Here is a 17,519-nt window from a genome sequence, read left to right on the forward strand (position 1 = left end):
TCTCTACCTTTCTAAAAGGAAATGCCGCAATCTAGCAAAGAAGTTAAACGATCGCTGGACTCTTTCTTCATCCATTGCCCGCGCTGACAAATAACGATCCGTTAGCATATACATTGCACGGCTAATTTTCGAAGCCGGGTCGAACAGTAAAAACGGTGTTTGCCGCACTACTGCCTTATAGACAGAGCGGTCTTCCGGCAAAACGCCCAACGGAATAATATCCTTATTAAGAAATTGTTTTGCCACACTTTTTAATCGACGCAACGTATCTCGTCCTTCTTGATCGGTCTGGGCTCGATTCACAATGACATAAAACGGAATATTCTTTTCTTGCATATGAACATACTTCATCATCGCATACGCATCTGTCATCGCTGTCGGCTCCGGTGTCGTGACGATAAAAATTTCATGGACCGCCTTTAAAAGACGAAGACGATCTTCGGAAATCCCCGCTCCCATATCGAAAATAAGATAGTCGTATTGTTCCGACACCAATTGCAGCTGCGTTAAAAAGAAATCTACTTTTTCTTCGTCCATTGTAAATATGTTTGCTAGTCCTGTTCCTCCAGCAATAAACGAAATATTTTCCGGACCATTTTTAATCAGCTCATATAACGAAAACCGCTCATAAAACAAGTCAATTACCGTCGCATGAGACGATTGACCGAGCAAAATATCGATGTTTCCCATTCCAATGTCCATGTCAAGCAACAATACCCGAAAGCCTCGTTTGGATAACATAATCGAAAAGTTGAGTGAGACGTTGGATTTACCGACCCCACCTTTCCCGCTAGTGATTGCAATCGCTTTTGTCGCACTTTGTTCATTTCGTCTATTTAATCGCAACCGTAAGCTTTCTGCTTGATCTCTCATGTTCGTTCGACTCCAAACAACATATTCATCATTTGTTCAACCGATGCTTCCATCATATCGTCAGGAACGTTTTGGCCATTTGTTAAATAAGCAGCTCCTACTTTATATTCCATCATTAAATTAAACATCGCACCGTAATGAGTTGTTTCATCTAACTTTGTAAAGATGAAGCGATCAATCGGAATGAGAGAAAACTGTTCATAAATCGTTTTCATATCCTCGTATTTTGCCGTTAGCGCAAATACGAGAAACGTTTCCATTTCTTCATTAAAATCGATCATATTTCGCAAATCTTTTACATATTGTAAATGACGGAAATTTCGTCCCGCTGTATCAATAAATACTACATCGCGATCGGACAGTTTTTTCTTTGCTTCGTGAAAATCTTGCAAATTATAGCAAACTTCAAGAGGTACATTTAAAATGTTGGCATACGTTTTCAGTTGATCGATGGCTGCAATCCGATACGTGTCTGTCGTAATAAATGCAATGTTTTTTCCATGCTCCAAAACGCAGCGCGCCGCAATTTTGGCTAATGTCGTCGTTTTTCCTACCCCTGTTGGCCCAACAACATTAATATATTTTTTCTGAAAGGAAATTCCGCCGAACGGAAGCGGCGACAATTTTTCCTTCACGATTTCTTTGGCCCAGGCAAACACCTGCTTTTCTGCCGCTTTTCCGCCACTTTTATACCATTTCTCAAGCAAATCAGCCATGATTTCTTGCGCAAGCGGAGCAGAAATTTCTTGTCGTACTAGCCGGTAATGCACTTCTCTAAGCGGTTTCGGATAATGGGAAAATCCGGTGGTGACGTTTGTCGAGAGCTGTTTTAACATCGTTTTTAACTCTTTTAGTTCATGAAGCAACTCCGCATCTTTGTTCTGTTTTTTCTCGGCAAGAAACGGAGCCGTTTCTTTTTTTCTTTCTAATCTTTGGCGAACAGGCTGCGAGTCGACAGCGGCAATCACCTCGATATTTTTTTTTGTAAATAACCCCAAAAATCCGCCTTTACGAACCACTTTTGAATTTAAAATCACCGCATCGCTCCCAAGTTCCGCACGAATCATTTTCATTGCTTCCGGCATCGACGGTGCAACAAATTTCTTTACTTTCATGCTATATCCACCATCCCAACGCTTTGAACTTCCACATTTGCTTCAAGCTCGTTGTAAGATAAAATCGGCAAGTTTGGAAAATATCGTTCCGTCAATTGCCGCACATACATACGAACAGCAGGGGAACAAAGCAAAATCGGCGTCTGATTCGCAAACGGATGCTGTTCAAGCTGTGCGGCAATCGCTTCAATAATCGACTGCGACCTTTCCGGATCCAGCGATAGATAGCTTCCATGTTCAGTCTGTTGTACCGCATCGGCAATCGTTTTTTCTACTTTTCCTGATAATGTAATTACTTTTAACGGCTCTCCCGGAATGACATATTGATTCGTAATTTGCCTTGCTAACGCTTGCCTCACATATTCGGTTAATATGTCTGTATCCGTTGTCATGCGGGCAAAATCTGCCAGTGTTTCAAAAATGAGCGGCAAATTGCGAATCGATACTTTTTCTTTTAATAGTTTCGCTAGTACTTTTTGCACTTCACCGATCGAAAGTGGATTCGGCGTCACTTCTTCCACTAATACCGGATACGATTCTTTCAAATGATCGATAAGCTGCTTCGTTTCCTGACGCCCTAACAATTCATAAGCATGGGCTTTTAACACTTCTGTAATATGTGTAGAAACGACAGACGGCGGATCAACGACCGTATAGCCCAACATTTCCGCCCGATCTTTCATCTCTTCGGAAATCCATTTGGCAGGAAGTCCAAATGCCGGCTCCACAGTGTCAATTCCCTCAATGGAATCATCTTCGATTCCTGGGCTCATCGCTAAATAATGATCTAAGAGCAGTTCACCGCGCGCCACTTCATTCCCTTTAATTTTTAAACGATACTCATTTGGCTGAAGTTGAATATTATCACGTATACGAACAACTGGAATGACTAACCCTAGCTCTAGGGCTAGCTGCCGGCGAATCATGACAATCCGATCAAGCAGATCCCCGCCTTGATTCGCATCGGCAAGCGGAATAAGGGCATAACCAAACTCAAACTCAATCGGATCCACATTCAGTAGGCTAATAACACTTTCCGGACTTTTTAATTCGTCCATTTCCGTTTCTTTCGTTTCTTCTTGCGAAGGCGCTGCTTCTTGACGGGCCGTCTGTGTGGAAAAACGATATCCGCCAAGCGCAAGCAGACCGGCAATCGGAATCGTAAGCACATCATTAATCGGTGTGAACAGGCCTAACAAGAAAATCGTTCCCGCCGTCACATATAACATTTTTGGAAACGCAAACAACTGCTTCATAATGTCGCCGCCGAGATTGCTATCGGATGCGGCTCTTGTCACGACAATTCCCGTAGCTGTTGAAATTAATAATGCCGGAATTTGACTAACAATTCCATCCCCAACGGTTAATAACGTGTAGCGCTGTGCCGCCTCAGAAACATCAAGCCCCTGCTGAACAACGCCAATCACCATGCCAAAAAGCATATTAACGACCACAATAATCATCCCGGCAATAGCATCGCCTTTTACAAATTTGCTCGCTCCATCCATCGCCCCATAAAAGTCCGCTTCCTGAGCAATTTTTTCACGGCGCTGCCGCGCTTCTTGTTCCGAAATCATTCCTGCATTTAAATCAGCGTCAATGCTCATTTGTTTCCCAGGCATCGCATCGAGCGTAAAGCGTGCCGCTACTTCTGATACACGTTCAGCGCCTTTTGTAATGACGACAAACTGGATAATAATTAAAATCAAAAACACAACGAAGCCGACGACCACATTGCCGCCAACAACAAACGTACCAAACGTTTCCACAACCCCGCCTGCTTCTCCTTTACTTAAAATCGAACGTGTCGTAGAAACGTTTAACCCTAACCGAAATAGTGTAAGAAGTAATAAAAGGGACGGAAAAATCGAAAATTGCAACGGCTCTTTCATATTCATCGCCGTAAGGAGAACTAATAGCGCAAGCGAAATATTAATAATAATTAATACACTTAACAGCCATGACGGCAGCGGGATAATGAGCATTGCTACAATTAAAACAACCATCAATAATACCGATAAATCTCTTGCTTGCATACACGTTCTCTCCTTACTGCTAAACTTTTCGTTTCAAGCGGTACACGTACGCTAAAATTTCGGCTACCGCTTTAAAAAACTCTTCCGGAATCATATCGCCAACTTCCGTTTGCCGATAAAGCGCCTGGGCAAGCGGACGATCTTCTACCGTCACGACATCATGCTCTTTTGCTAGTTGCTTGATTTTTAGCGCAACATAATCGACACCTTTTGCCACAACCATCGGCGCATCCATTTTTCCGTCCTCGTACTTTAGTGCTACCGCATAATGCGTTGGGTTCGTTATGACAACATCGGCTTTCGGAACCTCTTGCATCATCCGCCTCATCGCCATTTCCCGCTGTTTTTGCTTGATCTTTGATTTAATTAATGGATCGCCTTCTGTTTTTTTGTATTCGTCTTTAATATCTTGTTTTGACATTCGAATATTTTTTTCAAAGTCAAAACGTTGATATAAATAATCAAAAATGGCGAGAAACAACAGCGCTGAAGAAGCATAAAGCCCCATTTTTGCCGTTAAACTAGCTAACGAGCTTAATGTCGTGCTTATTGATTTCGTTGTTAACGACAAAATATGATCAATCTGAAACCATAACAATGCAAACGTAACAAGTCCGACAACACTGATTTTTAAAATCGATTTTAAGAGTTCTACAATCGCTCGCAGCGATATCATTCGCTTAAACCCTTGAACGGGATCAAGCCTATTCCATTTCATTTTCAACGGTTCTGTCGTAAACAAAAAACCGACTTGCAAAAAATTGGCTAAACAAGCGGCGATGACTGCCGCGAAAAAAATGGGTGCAACGAGCATCGCCATATTTTTCAGCCAAGTGATAGAAAGACGGTGAACCGAGTCAATGGTTAAATCAACTCGTGCATATTGTTCGAAAGATTGATACATGAAGTGCAAAAGCTTTTCTTTATAAAAAGTTCCTAAGAAGTACAAAACAAGAAAAACAATAAGCATCACAATCGCGGTATTGATATCGGCACTTTTGGCAACTTGTCCTTTTTCTCGCACTTCTTGCCGCTTTCTAGGCGTCGCTTTCTCCGTTTTTTCGCCGGCGAAAAATTGTAAATCAAGGCGCAACTCATTCATTTATGTGCCTCCTAAAAGCTTCATCAGCTCACGCATCGCCAAAAACATCATGTCGAACAAATGGCGGACAGCGATAAACAGCGTTGCCATCGTTACAATCAATAATATAAACGCCGCCGCAATCTTTACTGGAAAACCGACAACGAAAATATTAAGCTGCGGTACGGTGCGGGCAACAATTCCAAGCGCAACATCGACTAAAAATAAGGAGCCAACAAGTGGAACCGACATTTGAAAAGCAATAATAAACATCGTGCTAAACGATTTGACAATGTATTTAGCGACATGGCCGTGGTCAAAATGCGGCCAATGATCAAGCGGGATAAAACGATAACTGTAAAATACTCCATCTAGCAGCAAATGATGTCCATCGACTGAGAGCAACAACAATAAAGCAAACGTATAAAGATATTGCCCCACTAGCGGGCTTTGCGCACCCGTTTGCGGATCGATGACATTGGCAATGGCAAACCCCATTTGAAAATCAATCAGCCCGCCAACGATTTGAATCGCCGACACAATCATATAGGCAAATAGACCTATAAAAAGACCGACAAGCACTTCTTTAACTACTAGCAGCACATACATTCCGTCTAAGGGGATTGCCGGTTTAGAAATGGAAAAAAACATCATCCAACTTAGAAAAAAGGATAGCCCGATTTTATGTACCGCTGGAATCGTTCGATACGAAAACAGCGGCAATGTCGCAAAAAAGGAAGCGACCCGCGCAAAAACGAGCAAAAATGCTGGAAAATGTAATAATAATTGCTCCATCACTCATCAGCCTATAAATTTTGTTAAGTTATTAAAAATCTCATATGCATAGGACACCATTCTCGATAACATCCAAGGCCCGAAAAAAATAAGTCCGATTAATACCGCAACAATTTTGGGCACAAAGGCAAGCGTCTGCTCTTGAATTTGCGTCATTGCTTGAAAAATGCTGACAATCAGTCCAACGGCAAGAGCCAATAAGAGAAGCGGACCGCACACGATTAAAATCATATACACTCCCCGCTCCGCCATATGAATGACAAAATCGGCACTCATTTTTGCCACCTACTTTACTGAAAGCTTTCTAACAAAGATTTCACGACTAAATACCATCCATCAACAAGGACAAACAATAAAATTTTAAACGGCAATGAAATCATCACAGGCGGCAGCATCATCATTCCCATCGACATCAAGACACTTGCAACGATCATATCGATGACAAGAAACGGAATAAAAATCATAAATCCCATTTGAAACGCCGTTTTTATTTCGCTGATCGCAAATGCCGGAACAAGCGTCGTAAGCGGGATATCTTGTACGGATTTCGGTTTTTCTGCACCGCTATAGGACAAAAATAAAGCCAAATCTTTTTGCCGTGTATGTTTGCTCATAAACTCTTTTATCGGTACAGAAGCACGTTCATACGCTTGCTCTAAACTAATTTTTTCTGAAAACAATGGTTGCAACGCTTGGTCGTTTATCTCTTTAAAAGTCGGGGCCATAATGAAAAACGTTAAAAATAGCGCTAAACCGACCAGCACTTGGTTTGGCGGCATTTGCTGCGTTCCAAGCGATGTGCGAACGAACGATAAAACGATAACGATGCGTGTAAAGCATGTCATCATAATTAAAATGCCAGGAGCGATGGACAATACAGTTAATAATAATAATAGTTTTACAGACATAGAGACATTTTCAGGAGCGACTTGGTTAAACATTTGCACAAATTCATTCATCGGATGTCGTTCCTTTCCGTTTGACCTGCTTCAATAATTCTTTCCGCTTGACTGACAGCTCCTGCATTTCTTTTAAAAACATATCGCGAAACGAATCATGACGATCACTTGTCTGTTTTCGTTTCTCTGTTAAGTAATCGCGCAGACGAGCACCCCATTTGCTTGGTTCTAACATTTGCTGCAATCGTTCATGATGCAGCGCCAAAATTTCTTCTATCTCTTTTTCATCATCGATTTCTCGCAATAGTTGAATCGATTCGCCAACTCCAATCACAAGAATGCGATTTCCTACTTTTATTAATTGGACCGAACGATTTGTTCCAACGCTTGTCCCACCAAGATGCTCAATAACTCCTTTTTTTCCAGTAAACAACTGGCCGCGATGATGGAGAAATTTTAGCAATCCATAAATTAATAAAAGTACAAACACTGTTGCCCCAATAAGTTTAATGACATCCCAAACGGATAAAGGCGAACCTTGCTCTTTTTGAGTTGATGTAACTTTTTTATGCAAATCTGTTTGTTGTTCGCACAAGTCAGGATGCTGCAAACATTCATTCACCGTTGGCGATTGCTCCGCAAAAACAGGAAAGCCTGTTTGCGCAGCAATCGTGATGACGATACATAAAAATAATGGAATGATTCGTAACCGAAACAAACTTGTTCCACCTCTTATATTTATCCAAGCGTTTTATTAATCGCCTCAATGACACGGTCAGCTTGGAATGGTTTTACAACAAAATCCTTTGCTCCCGCTTGAATAGCATCAATCACCATTGCTTGCTGCCCCATCGCTGAACACATAATGACTTTTGCATTGCTGTCAATTTTCTTAATTTCTTTTAATGCAGTAATACCATCCATCTCCGGCATGGTAATGTCCATCGTTACGATATCTGGACGGGTTTCCTTATATTTTTCAATCGCTTGCAAGCCATCGGCTGCTTCTGCCACTACTTCGTGTCCGTTTTTTGTTAAAATATCTTTAATCATCATTCTCATAAACGCTGCATCATCAACAACCAATATTCTTGCCATTGTCTATCAACCTCCTAAATGATTATTTTAGTCTTTTTAGGCGATCACTTTGACTGATAATATCGGTGACGCGTACACCGAAATTTTCATCAATCACAACTACTTCTCCTTTAGCAATTAACTTATTGTTCACCAATATATCAACAGGCTCTCCCGCTAATTTATCCAATTCGATAATAGAGCCTGATGACAAACTTAAAATTTCCTGAACAGAACGTTTCGTACGACCAAGTTCGACGGTTACTTGAAGCGGAACATCAAGAAGAAGCGATAAATTTTTCACTTCTGCATCCGCTGGCGGGGATGGTTCAAATTCAGCAAAATCAACCGATTGAATTTGTCGTTCTCCCGCTCTAGCATACGTCCCAAAATGATTTGTATCGCGATGAGAAGGAGCTGTTTCATGTGTAACATAATTTTCCGTTTTAGGAAGTTCGTAAGACGGCGATGTATCAATTGTTTCAGCCGTTACTGATTGCTTAGAAAGCGCCGCTTCTTGCATAACGGTTTCTTTCCCTGCTTCTTTCACACCGCTAGAAGAGTCTGTTTCACTAGTTGAATGAAGCAGCTGCTGCACAAGTTCTTTCGCAAAATCAACTGGCAATAATTGCATAATATTTGAATCAATTAAATTGCCAATTTTCAACCGAAAAGAAACTTTAATAAATACGTCTTCATCCGGCAAATATTCAATTCCTTCCCCTTCTTTGACATCTAGCAAGTGAACGGTTGGGGGAGAAATATCGACACGTTTTCCGAAAATAGTGGACATCGATGTCGCTGCTGACCCCATCATTTGATTCATTGCTTCCTGTACAGCGCTTAATTGAATCTCTCCTAATAAATCAGCCGCACTTTTTCCATCTCCACCTAGCATTAAATCCGCAATAATAGCTGCATCTTCTTGTTTAATAACAAGCAGATTCGTTCCTAAAAGTCCATCTGTATAATTTACTTGAATCGCTACATACGGTAATGGAAACTCGTCAGCTACATTTTTTCGTTCAATGACCGAAACGCTTGGGGTCGTAATTTCCACTTTTTGATTCAGCAACATCGACAGCGTTGTTGCTGAGCTCCCAAACGAAATATTGCCAATTTCCCCTAGCGCATCTTGCTCAAGCGGCGACAATACATCATCTATTTTTGGAATTTCCTCATCATTTTCGTCTAATCCACGCAGCAGCGCATCGATTTCATCTTGGGATAACATATCATCATTCATCATTGTAATCTTCTTCCCCCTTAAACGCATCTAAAATTTGTACCGCCAACCTTTTGTTTCGTTTTCCGGGCTGACCAATAAATTTTGGAATATCCCCTACTTTAATCAGAAGCGGTTGTTGAATGGATTGGTCGAGCTCAATAACATCACCGACTTCGAGCTGCAAAAATTCTTGAATGGTAATTGTTGCAGTGCCAAGCTCAGCAATAATAGGCAGTTTGGCAAAGCGAATTCGTCTTTCGATCGCTTCTGTTTCTTCCGGTGAACTTTCTTTTTTTTGCGCCTGCATCCAATAATGGACGGAGAGCTTTGGTATAATCGGCTCTAGCACAACATGTGGTATACAAATATTAATCATTCCGCTCGTTTCACCGACTTTTGTGTTTAGTGAAATAACGACAACCGTATCATTTGGTGATATCACTTGCAAAAACTGCGGATTTACTTCAAAATCGGTGAAAATAGGATCAATCTCTGCCACCGATTCCCATGCATCACGCAAATTGGAAAAAGCTTTATCAAATAAATTGGACATAATTTTTGTTTCAATTTCTGTTAAATTATCTACTTTATTCATACTTGTTCCTCTTCCGCCCATTACACGATCAAGCATCGCATAGGCGATATTTGGATTCACTTCTATTAATATATGGCCATTGAGCGGTGGTACTTCAAAGATGTTTAAAATCGTCATTTTCGGAATGGAACGAATAAACTCTTCATACGGAATTTGGTCGGCAGATGCCACCGATATTTGCACATATGTACGCAATTGCGCCGAGAAAAAGGTAGTTAATAATCTTGCAAAATTTTCATGAATGCGCGTTAGACTGCGAATTTGATCTTTCGAAAAACGAAGCGCCCGCTTAAAATCATATACTTTAACGCGCTTTCCCTCTTCTTCTTTTTTTAATTCTTCCGCGCTCATTTCTCCCGCGGACAGCGCCGCTAACAGCGCGTCTATTTCGCTTTGTGATAATACTTCACCGGTCGTCATGTGCTCGTTTTCCCCCTTTTTAAGTACAAGCTATTGGAGGATAAAGGAGGTAATATATACTTGCTCCACTCTTCCTTCTTGCATAATTTGGTTAATTTGTTGTTTTAAACGTTCTTCTAAATCAGTCATGCCTTTTTTTCCTTTAAAATTTTCCGCTTTCATTTCAGAAAGCTCTTCGATAATAATATTTTTAATTTGAAAATCGCGTTTTGCCGCTTCTTCTTTTCCTTCTTCACTGTTTGCTTGAATTTTAAAGGAAACTTTCACATAACGTCCATCTGCTAAATTTGTTGTTATTTCTGGGATATCGATCGAGCACGCCACGATTTCATCGGCACTTGGCGCGCTGTGATCTTTTTCTTCGGTTAGTTTCATCACAGCAATTAAAGCTACGGTGCCAATGAGAGCAATAATAACAAGTATAATTACCATCGTTTTTATTACATTACTTTTCACGTTTCCGATCCTCCTAAACCTTCCGGTAAGCGCACCACTGCAACTTGTCGATAAAAATCGTTCGCCAATCGAATAACCTCTTGTACGGATTCACGTACGACAAACTTTTTTCCGTTTGTTAACGTAATCGTTGTATCGGGAAATGCTTCCACTTGTTCAATATAAATCGCATTTAACACAAACTTTTTTCCATTTAGCCGTGTTAATGTAATCATGTATGCACAGGGTACTAGACGGCAGCTAGTACCCTCCCCCCTTTACTATTTCTTCAAGTTGACAAGCTCTTGCAAAATTTCATCCGATGTTGTAATAATGCGCGTATTCGCTTGGAAGCCGCGCTGCGCGACAATCATTTCCGTAAACTCTTCCGCAAGATCGACGTTGGACATTTCCAGCGTACCAGCGACAATAGTGCCAGTTCCATTAGCACCAGGGGCGCCTGTAGTTGCTGTACCAGAGTTAGCTGTTTGTCTGAAAAGATTGTCTCCTGCCTTTTCTAATCCGTCATTATTAGGAAATTTCGCTAATTGGATGGTGCCAGCGGTCTGTAATTGCCCACTTGCATTTACGTAGCTTACAGTTCCATCTGCACCGATACTAATGCTTTGTGCAGTTTTAGGAATTCTGATACGCTCACCACTTGTGTTGAGTAAATAGCGTCCGTCAGCGCTGACGATATATCTGTAATCATCATCTCCGGAATCTAAGTAAAAATTTCCTGTTCTTGTGTATACTAGATTACTTCCATTTGCATCTCCCAAGACGAAAAATCCATCTCCAGAAATCGCTAAATCAAGCGGACGTCCTGTCGTTTGCAAGCTTCCTTGCGTATGGACGGTATCAATCGCTGCCAGTTGGGATCCTAGACCAACTTGTTTTGGGTTTACGCCGCCGCGGTTTGCTGTCGGACCGCTTGCCCCTGCAATTTGCTGGCTTACTAAATCTTTAAAAATCGTTCTTCCTTTTTTAAATCCATATGTATTGACGTTGGCGATGTTATTCCCAATGACATCCAGCTTTGTTTGGAAATTTCTCATTGCGCCAATTCCCGAATACATAGAACGAAGCATTGTGTTTCCTCTCCCTTTTTCTTTATTTAGATTCCACTTTCACCACAAGACTCGCTTTGATCGTTGTGCCATTATCAAGTTCTAGAAAAATTTGCTGATCTTTTTGTGACACCGATTGAACGATCCCGCTTTTTGTGTTTTCATCCTCTTGCCAATAAACGTTTTTGCCAATCCATTCGCTGTAACGAAGCAGGGCATGATCATGTTGTGTTTTTATAAATTGTTCGAGCATGCTTGAAATATTGATCATTTGTTCTAAAGAAGAAAAGCTCGCCATTTGCGCAATAAACTCTTTATCTTCCATCGGATTTAACGGATCTTGGTTTTGCAATTGAACAAGCAAAATTTTTAAAAAATCATCTTTTCCTAATATTTGATTTCCCGTTTTCCGCTCGGGCGGCTTATAGTTGTCTAACAGCAAACTTGAATCAATTCCATTTGTCACGCTTTTCCCTCCTATACTTTCCTATCGATCATTTCTGACATCAACGTATGGAAAGGAGGCTGCTTTTTCGCTTTCTCTTCTTTTCGCTGCTGCCGTTCTTTTTGTTCATGCCCGCGTTCTTCTTGGTAAAATGCAGGCGCATGGCGATCTTGCGTCAATACGTTCCATTTTTCCACCGTTACATTTTCCGTCGACAAAACTTGCTGAAGTTGCGATAAATTTGCATCTAAAAGTTCTTTCGCCGAATCCGTCGACGCGATTAGCTTTGCTGTTAATGTCCCATGTTCCCGTACAATCTTTATGGTCAATGTTCCCAAATGTTCAGGATAAAGGCGAATGACAAATTGCGCATTTCCGTTTTTGAAACGAGTAAATCGGCCTGATTGGATAATATTTGTAAATTGTTGAAGAAGTGCCTCATTTGCCTTTTGTTCTGACAACGTTTGATCAACGGCAATAATCGGTACGTTCTCTTTCGACATCATGATATTTCCATTTGGCAACAACCTATTAAACGGTTGTATAAGGGATTCTTTCTGTCTCTCTGCGTTTTCAGCAGCCGCTTTGTCTCCTAATGTGGAATCAAAGCTTTTACTAAAAGCAGATGAAAGTGAAAACCGATTTTGCAACATCGATCTTTCTGTTTTTTTACTTTTCTCTTCTTGCTTATCCAATCTTGTCAGCACTTCTCGCAAAAACGCTTGTATATCGATCTGTTTTTCACTTTCTTTCATGATGCTGTTTTGCTGCAAAGGCTGTATATCGTTATCAAAAAAGGAATACAAACGGGACGCGGCTTCGTCATTTATAACATTGCTTATTTGTTCTACTGATATATCTTTATCCGCAACATTGCTTATTTGCTGGATTAACTGTATGATCGCTTCTTTATCTACTACATTATTTAACTGTTCGATTGAACGGTTGGGAAAAATAGAATGAAAATTCGTTTGACCGGTATCTATCATGTTGTTCAACAGGAAAAGAAGAAAAGAAAACGATTCTTCTATCCTAAATTCGCCGGTTACGTCTTCCTGTTCTTTCGATGGCGTGGAAAAACGCTCATTAGAAACAAGAACGTTTCCTTCTTCATTTTTTGCATCCGTTTCGATCATCGCCAGCAGCTGCTGAAACGGACTGCATTCCTCTTTTTCCCCTGCTAGCTTAAGAGTTGATTTTTTTGGCGGTCCTACTATTGGTTGACCGAACTGTTGATAGCTAGTTCCAATTTTCACCTTGCCGCCTCCTCAACGGGTGGATTTTCTTCAGCGCGTTTTGCCAGCATCGACGTATATTTTGCTGCATCATCTGGCGGCATTTTCTCTAAAATGGCCGCCGCTTTATCACTGTCTAGTGAGGATAAGATCGTCAGTACATCGCTTTCCGGCATTTTTGTTAAAATCATTGCAGCGTTTTTCTCTGACATCGTTTCATACATGCTCGCAATGTCTTCCATCGTTGTGTTGTTCGTTGTGTTCATCGTTGCGGTTTTGTCTTCAGGTAGTTCCTCTTTGTTTGCTTCCATCAATGATAATTGTTCTTCTAAATGTTCCTTCTCTTTTTTCAGCCTGTCCACTTCTTGTTGTTTTGCCGATAATTCATTTTCTAGCTCGTTAATTTGTTTCTTTTGTTGCTCGATCACTTCGTTTTGCTTTTCAATCATTGTTTCTAGCTTTCTTTGTATTTTGTGCACATCTACCAATTGCGAGATAATCGGAATATTTTTGCTGAATGTTTTTACCGTATCAAGAACGTTAACTCCCGCAATGGTCATAATGACAAGAGCTAATGCCGCCGCAAACAACGATGGAATGACAATGATAAATAAAAACCATTGGAGTTTGCTTTCTTTTTCTTCTCTCTCCATTTCTTGATTTTGTGCCATCTTCTAATCTCCCCGATGTACAAAACGTTGAATCGAAATTTCATCCATCCATTTATTTTCTGCGGTTCTTTCCACATCGAAAGCAGCTTGTATATATTTTTCTTTCATTTTTTCATATTTTTTTACTTCTATATTAAGCTCTGTTAATTTCATTTGCTTCCGGTGCATTTGTTCTCTTGCTTGCATCACTAGAAGCTGATAATGGTGGATCGTTCGTTCAAGATTGGAAATAAACTGCTGGAAGTGGCGAATTTCTTGAATGGACAATCCTGATTGAAGTTTTTGTTTATGGATTTCTTCATATTGTTCTTTTTGCTTAAGAAAGTGGTATAATTTTTCCGCCACTTCCTCAAAGCGCCGTACGGCTTCATTGTATTCTCCTGCTGCTTGATGTTTCTCATTTTCTTTCATTGTTAAAACTTTTTGCAGCTTAAATGCGTATCCCATTTTTTTCACCCTGCATGGATTAGGTCAATTAGCATTTCAATGCTTTTGTCTTTTGTTATTTTTTCATGAATATCTTGTTTGCAAAAAGAAATGATTTTTGGATAATAACGAATCGCTTCATCAATTTCGTTTGACGATCCTCGTTTGTACGCCCCTATATTGATTAAGTCTTCCGAATTAATATAAGTGGATAGAAGCTGGCGCAGTTTATCTGCCGCTTGCCGATGTTCTGGTGTAATAATATGATTCATTACGCGGCTAACGCTTTTCAATACGTTAATGGCTGGATACTGTCCCCTATTGGCTAAGCTTCGTTCAAGGATGAAATGCCCATCCAAAATGCCGCGTACCGTATCAGCAATCGGCTCGTTCATGTCATCTCCGTCCACAAGTACGGTATAAAATGCGGTAATAGTGCCGTAAGCGCTCGTCCCTGTACGCTCTAATAATTTTGGTAAGATAGCAAACACGGACGGAGTATACCCTTTTGTTGTCGGCGGCTCGCCGATGGCTAGTCCAATTTCTCGCTGCGCCATGGCAACGCGTGTGACAGAGTCCATCATAAACATCACATCCATCCCTTGGTCGCGGAAATATTCCGCAATCGCCGTGGCGGTATACGCTCCTTTTACACGCATGAGCGCAGGCTGATCAGAAGTGGCAACGACAACGATAGAACGGGCCAAACCTTCCGGACCGAGGTCCCGTTCAATAAATTCACGGACTTCACGTCCGCGCTCACCAATTAATGCGATAACATTTATATCCGCATTCGTGTGACGGGCAATCATCCCCATTAACGTGCTTTTTCCAACTCCCGAACCGGCAAAAATTCCGACGCGCTGCCCTTTGCCAACCGTTAACAAGCTGTCAATGATCCGAACCCCAACTTCGATCGGTTCGTTGATCGGCGGTCTTGCAAGTGGATTGGGCGGATTGCGCTCAATCGAAATAGGATGCAATCCCTTCGGCAATGGGCTGCCATCTAGTGGATAGCCGAGAGGGTCAAGCACTTGCCCGATTAATGGCGAGCCAACGTGAATTTGCAACGGTTTTCCAGTTGCTTCAACAATACATCCTGGTGAAATATGCTGAACAGTCGAAAACGGCATTAACAATACATGTTGCTCTTTAAATCCAACTACTTCTGCCGCAATCAATTGTTTTTGCCTGCCGCTTCTAGTGTGAATATAGCAAATGTCGCCGACTGAGCTTTCCGGTCCTTTCGCTTCAATCATTAAGCCAATGACCCGTGAAACTTTGCCAAACCGTTTATAAGTGTCCATCTCGTCGATTTCATCGAGCAGAGCTTGCCAATTCAGTGGATACCCCCTCCTTCATTCGTTCGAACAGCTTCTCTTTTATTTGCTCAAGCTGTGTATCAACGCTTGCATCGATGCGTCCGAACGGGGTTTCAATGATGCAGCTATATTCCGCAAGCTGCAAATCTGGATGAATGAACACATCCGCTTCATGGTGAAATAACGCTTTTAATTCTTCTTTTTGTTGCACGACCGTTTCATAAGAAAGCGGATGGACGTAAATCGTTACTTCCGTTTGTTCCCGAACTTCTTTAATCGCCCGCTTTACTAGTGATAAAAAATAGTCGTGATTTTCCGCTAATTTTTCACCGATAATACGCTCTGCTACTTTCATTCCAATGCGGAGGATCGTTTCTGCGGATGCATTGATTTGTTCATAAAATTGAACATTTGCTTTTTCTGTAATTTGTCTCGCCTGTTCAATCAGCTCGCGATAACGATGCAGCGCTTCTTCTTTTCCTTGATGAAATCCGTCTTGATATCCTTCTTCACGCGCTAATTGGATAAGCTGCTCCTTTTCTATATGCCAGGCTTCTTGTTCTTTCAACAATTGCTGCCGAATAGATTCATAATATTGTTCTGCTTCCCGTCTGATTTGTTCTGCCTCATACTTGGCATGTTCCATCATCATTTCGTGATTTTCTTGCTGTTTTTCTGTTATATTTTGCTGTTCGAGAAAAAGTCGTTTAATTTCAATCGTTTTTTTAGCAGTACGATTTGTTTTTGTAAAAGGAGCTTTAATGACGTTAGACAATAATATCATCTCCCCCACCGCGTGCAATCACAATTTCCCCTGCTTCTTCCAGGCGGCGAATCACTGCGACAATCCGTGACTGCGCTTCTTCAACATCACGTAAACGGACAGGACCCATAAATTCCATTTCTTCCTTAAATGTCTCTGCCATGCGCGTGGACATGTTGCGAAACACAATCTCTTTTACTTCATCGCTTGCCACTTTGAGCGCTAGCATTAAATCATTGTTATCCACTTCACGAATCACGCGCTGGATTGCGCGATTATCAAGAGTGACGATATCTTCAAAGACAAACATTCGTTTCTTAATTTCTTCGGCAAGTTCAGGATCTTGAATTTCAAGGGCATCGAGAATCGTCCGTTCTGTGCTGCGGTCCACCTGATTTAACACTTCCACTACCGCTTCGATGCCGCCGGCTTGTGTATAATCTTGCACAACCGTTGTCGATAGTTTTCGTTCTAAAATTTGCTCCACTTCATTAATAATGTCAGGAGATGTGCTATCCATTAACGCGATGCGTCGCGCAATATCCGCCTGCATTTCTTGCGGCAGTGCCGATAAAATTTGTCCTGCTTGCGCCGGTTCAAGATAAGAAAGAATAAGGGCAATCGTTTGTGGATGTTCGTTTTGAATAAAATTTAATAGTTGCGTTGGATCCGCTTTACGGGCGAAATCAAACGGCCGCACCATCAAGGCGGACGTTAACCGGTTAATAATATTCATCGCTTTTTCCGGACCGAGCGCCTTTTCCAGCACTTCTTTTGCATAAGCGATCCCGCCTTGTGCAATATAATCTTGTGCCAGTGCAATTTGATGAAATTCTTCCAGCACTTCTTCCTTTGCGTCTGCTGTCACTTGCCGCATATTCGAAATTTCTAACGTTAGTTTTTCAATTTCTTCTTCTGACAAATGTTTATAAACGGAGGCGGACACATCTGGACCAAGGGAAATGAGAAGGATCGCTGCTTTTTGTCTCCCTGTTAACCCTCCTTTTTTGTCGCGCTTTGCCATTTTCCGTTC

21 protein-coding genes are annotated in these 17,519 nt (G+C 41.3%); all 21 read right to left on the reverse strand.

What is annotated here, in order from left to right:
- Positions 1-3 precede the first annotated feature (3 nt).
- Genes FNL97_RS11635 through fliG form a run of 21 tightly spaced genes read right to left on the reverse strand, consistent with a single transcriptional unit; the run spans position 4 to position 17,510 of the window.
- Positions 4-873 carry a MinD/ParA family protein gene (locus FNL97_RS11635; RefSeq protein ID WP_015863464.1) on the reverse strand — a complete coding sequence of 290 codons (870 nt, stop codon included), beginning with the start codon at positions 871-873 and terminating at the stop codon, positions 4-6.
- On the reverse strand, positions 870-1,988 hold the full coding sequence (flhF, locus tag FNL97_RS11640; RefSeq protein ID WP_015863463.1) for a flagellar biosynthesis GTPase FlhF: 1,119 nt from the start codon (positions 1,986-1,988) through the stop codon (positions 870-872). The genes FNL97_RS11635 and flhF overlap by 4 nt, the downstream gene beginning before the upstream one ends.
- Positions 1,985-4,024, reverse strand: a complete 2,040-nt coding sequence (gene flhA / locus FNL97_RS11645; protein WP_015863462.1) for a flagellar biosynthesis protein FlhA — start codon at positions 4,022-4,024, stop codon at positions 1,985-1,987. Before flhA ends, flhF begins: the two co-directional genes overlap by 4 nt.
- 19 nt (positions 4,025-4,043) lie before the next feature.
- Positions 4,044-5,126: a flagellar biosynthesis protein FlhB gene (flhB, locus tag FNL97_RS11650; protein ID WP_143415840.1), complete on the reverse strand. Its 1,083-nt coding sequence runs from the start codon at positions 5,124-5,126 to the stop codon at positions 4,044-4,046.
- Positions 5,127-5,900, reverse strand: a complete 774-nt coding sequence (gene fliR / locus FNL97_RS11655) for a flagellar biosynthetic protein FliR (protein ID WP_015863460.1) — start codon at positions 5,898-5,900, stop codon at positions 5,127-5,129.
- Between the two features lie 6 nt (positions 5,901-5,906).
- Positions 5,907-6,176 carry a flagellar biosynthesis protein FliQ gene (gene fliQ, locus FNL97_RS11660; protein WP_015863459.1) on the reverse strand — a complete coding sequence of 90 codons (270 nt, stop codon included), beginning with the start codon at positions 6,174-6,176 and terminating at the stop codon, positions 5,907-5,909.
- 14 nt (positions 6,177-6,190) lie between these two features.
- Complete coding sequence (gene fliP / locus FNL97_RS11665; protein ID WP_015863458.1) at positions 6,191-6,859, reverse strand: flagellar type III secretion system pore protein FliP; 669 nt, start codon at positions 6,857-6,859, stop codon at positions 6,191-6,193.
- Positions 6,852-7,517, reverse strand: coding sequence for a flagella biosynthesis regulatory protein FliZ (gene fliZ, locus FNL97_RS11670; RefSeq protein WP_015863457.1), 666 nt, complete (start codon positions 7,515-7,517; stop codon positions 6,852-6,854). Before fliZ ends, fliP begins: the two co-directional genes overlap by 8 nt.
- 20 nt (positions 7,518-7,537) lie before the next feature.
- Positions 7,538-7,897, reverse strand: a complete 360-nt coding sequence (locus tag FNL97_RS11675; RefSeq protein WP_013401257.1) for a response regulator — start codon at positions 7,895-7,897, stop codon at positions 7,538-7,540.
- A gap of 22 nt (positions 7,898-7,919) precedes the next feature.
- On the reverse strand, positions 7,920-9,125 hold the full coding sequence (gene fliY / locus FNL97_RS11680; RefSeq protein ID WP_143415841.1) for a flagellar motor switch phosphatase FliY: 1,206 nt from the start codon (positions 9,123-9,125) through the stop codon (positions 7,920-7,922).
- Complete coding sequence (gene fliM / locus FNL97_RS11685) at positions 9,115-10,119, reverse strand: flagellar motor switch protein FliM (RefSeq protein ID WP_062678219.1); 1,005 nt, start codon at positions 10,117-10,119, stop codon at positions 9,115-9,117. Before fliM ends, fliY begins: the two co-directional genes overlap by 11 nt.
- 30 nt (positions 10,120-10,149) lie before the next feature.
- Positions 10,150-10,575, reverse strand: a complete 426-nt coding sequence (fliL, locus tag FNL97_RS11690) for a flagellar basal body-associated protein FliL (RefSeq protein WP_097354733.1) — start codon at positions 10,573-10,575, stop codon at positions 10,150-10,152.
- A complete protein-coding gene (locus FNL97_RS11695) occupies positions 10,572-10,790 on the reverse strand; it encodes a flagellar FlbD family protein (protein ID WP_062753388.1) in 219 nt (72 codons plus the stop codon). Before FNL97_RS11695 ends, fliL begins: the two co-directional genes overlap by 4 nt.
- A 45-nt stretch (positions 10,791-10,835) precedes the next feature.
- The gene (gene flgG, locus FNL97_RS11700; RefSeq protein WP_143415842.1) at positions 10,836-11,645 is read right to left on the reverse strand and encodes a flagellar basal body rod protein FlgG; all 810 of its coding nucleotides are present in this window, start codon (positions 11,643-11,645) and stop codon (positions 10,836-10,838) included.
- Positions 11,646-11,667: 22 nt separating this feature from the next.
- The gene (gene flgD, locus FNL97_RS11705) at positions 11,668-12,090 is read right to left on the reverse strand and encodes a flagellar hook assembly protein FlgD (protein WP_062753391.1); all 423 of its coding nucleotides are present in this window, start codon (positions 12,088-12,090) and stop codon (positions 11,668-11,670) included.
- An 11-nt stretch (positions 12,091-12,101) separates the two neighbouring features.
- On the reverse strand, positions 12,102-13,325 hold the full coding sequence (locus FNL97_RS11710) for a flagellar hook-length control protein FliK (protein WP_143415843.1): 1,224 nt from the start codon (positions 13,323-13,325) through the stop codon (positions 12,102-12,104).
- A complete protein-coding gene (locus FNL97_RS11715) occupies positions 13,322-13,975 on the reverse strand; it encodes a MotE family protein (protein WP_143415844.1) in 654 nt (217 codons plus the stop codon). Before FNL97_RS11715 ends, FNL97_RS11710 begins: the two co-directional genes overlap by 4 nt.
- 3 nt (positions 13,976-13,978) lie before the next feature.
- The gene (fliJ, locus tag FNL97_RS11720; protein WP_015863448.1) at positions 13,979-14,422 is read right to left on the reverse strand and encodes a flagellar export protein FliJ; all 444 of its coding nucleotides are present in this window, start codon (positions 14,420-14,422) and stop codon (positions 13,979-13,981) included.
- A gap of 5 nt (positions 14,423-14,427) precedes the next feature.
- On the reverse strand, positions 14,428-15,708 hold the full coding sequence (gene fliI / locus FNL97_RS11725; RefSeq protein WP_062753396.1) for a flagellar protein export ATPase FliI: 1,281 nt from the start codon (positions 15,706-15,708) through the stop codon (positions 14,428-14,430).
- A 10-nt stretch (positions 15,709-15,718) separates the two neighbouring features.
- Positions 15,719-16,507, reverse strand: a complete 789-nt coding sequence (gene fliH, locus FNL97_RS11730) for a flagellar assembly protein FliH (RefSeq protein WP_015863446.1) — start codon at positions 16,505-16,507, stop codon at positions 15,719-15,721.
- The gene (fliG, locus tag FNL97_RS11735; protein WP_015863445.1) at positions 16,491-17,510 is read right to left on the reverse strand and encodes a flagellar motor switch protein FliG; all 1,020 of its coding nucleotides are present in this window, start codon (positions 17,508-17,510) and stop codon (positions 16,491-16,493) included. The genes fliH and fliG overlap by 17 nt, the downstream gene beginning before the upstream one ends.
- Between the last annotated feature and the right edge of the window lie 9 nt (positions 17,511-17,519).

Source organism: Geobacillus sp. E263 (assembly GCF_007197795.1).
Classification (GTDB): Bacteria; Bacillota; Bacilli; order Bacillales; family Anoxybacillaceae; genus Parageobacillus_B; species Parageobacillus_B toebii.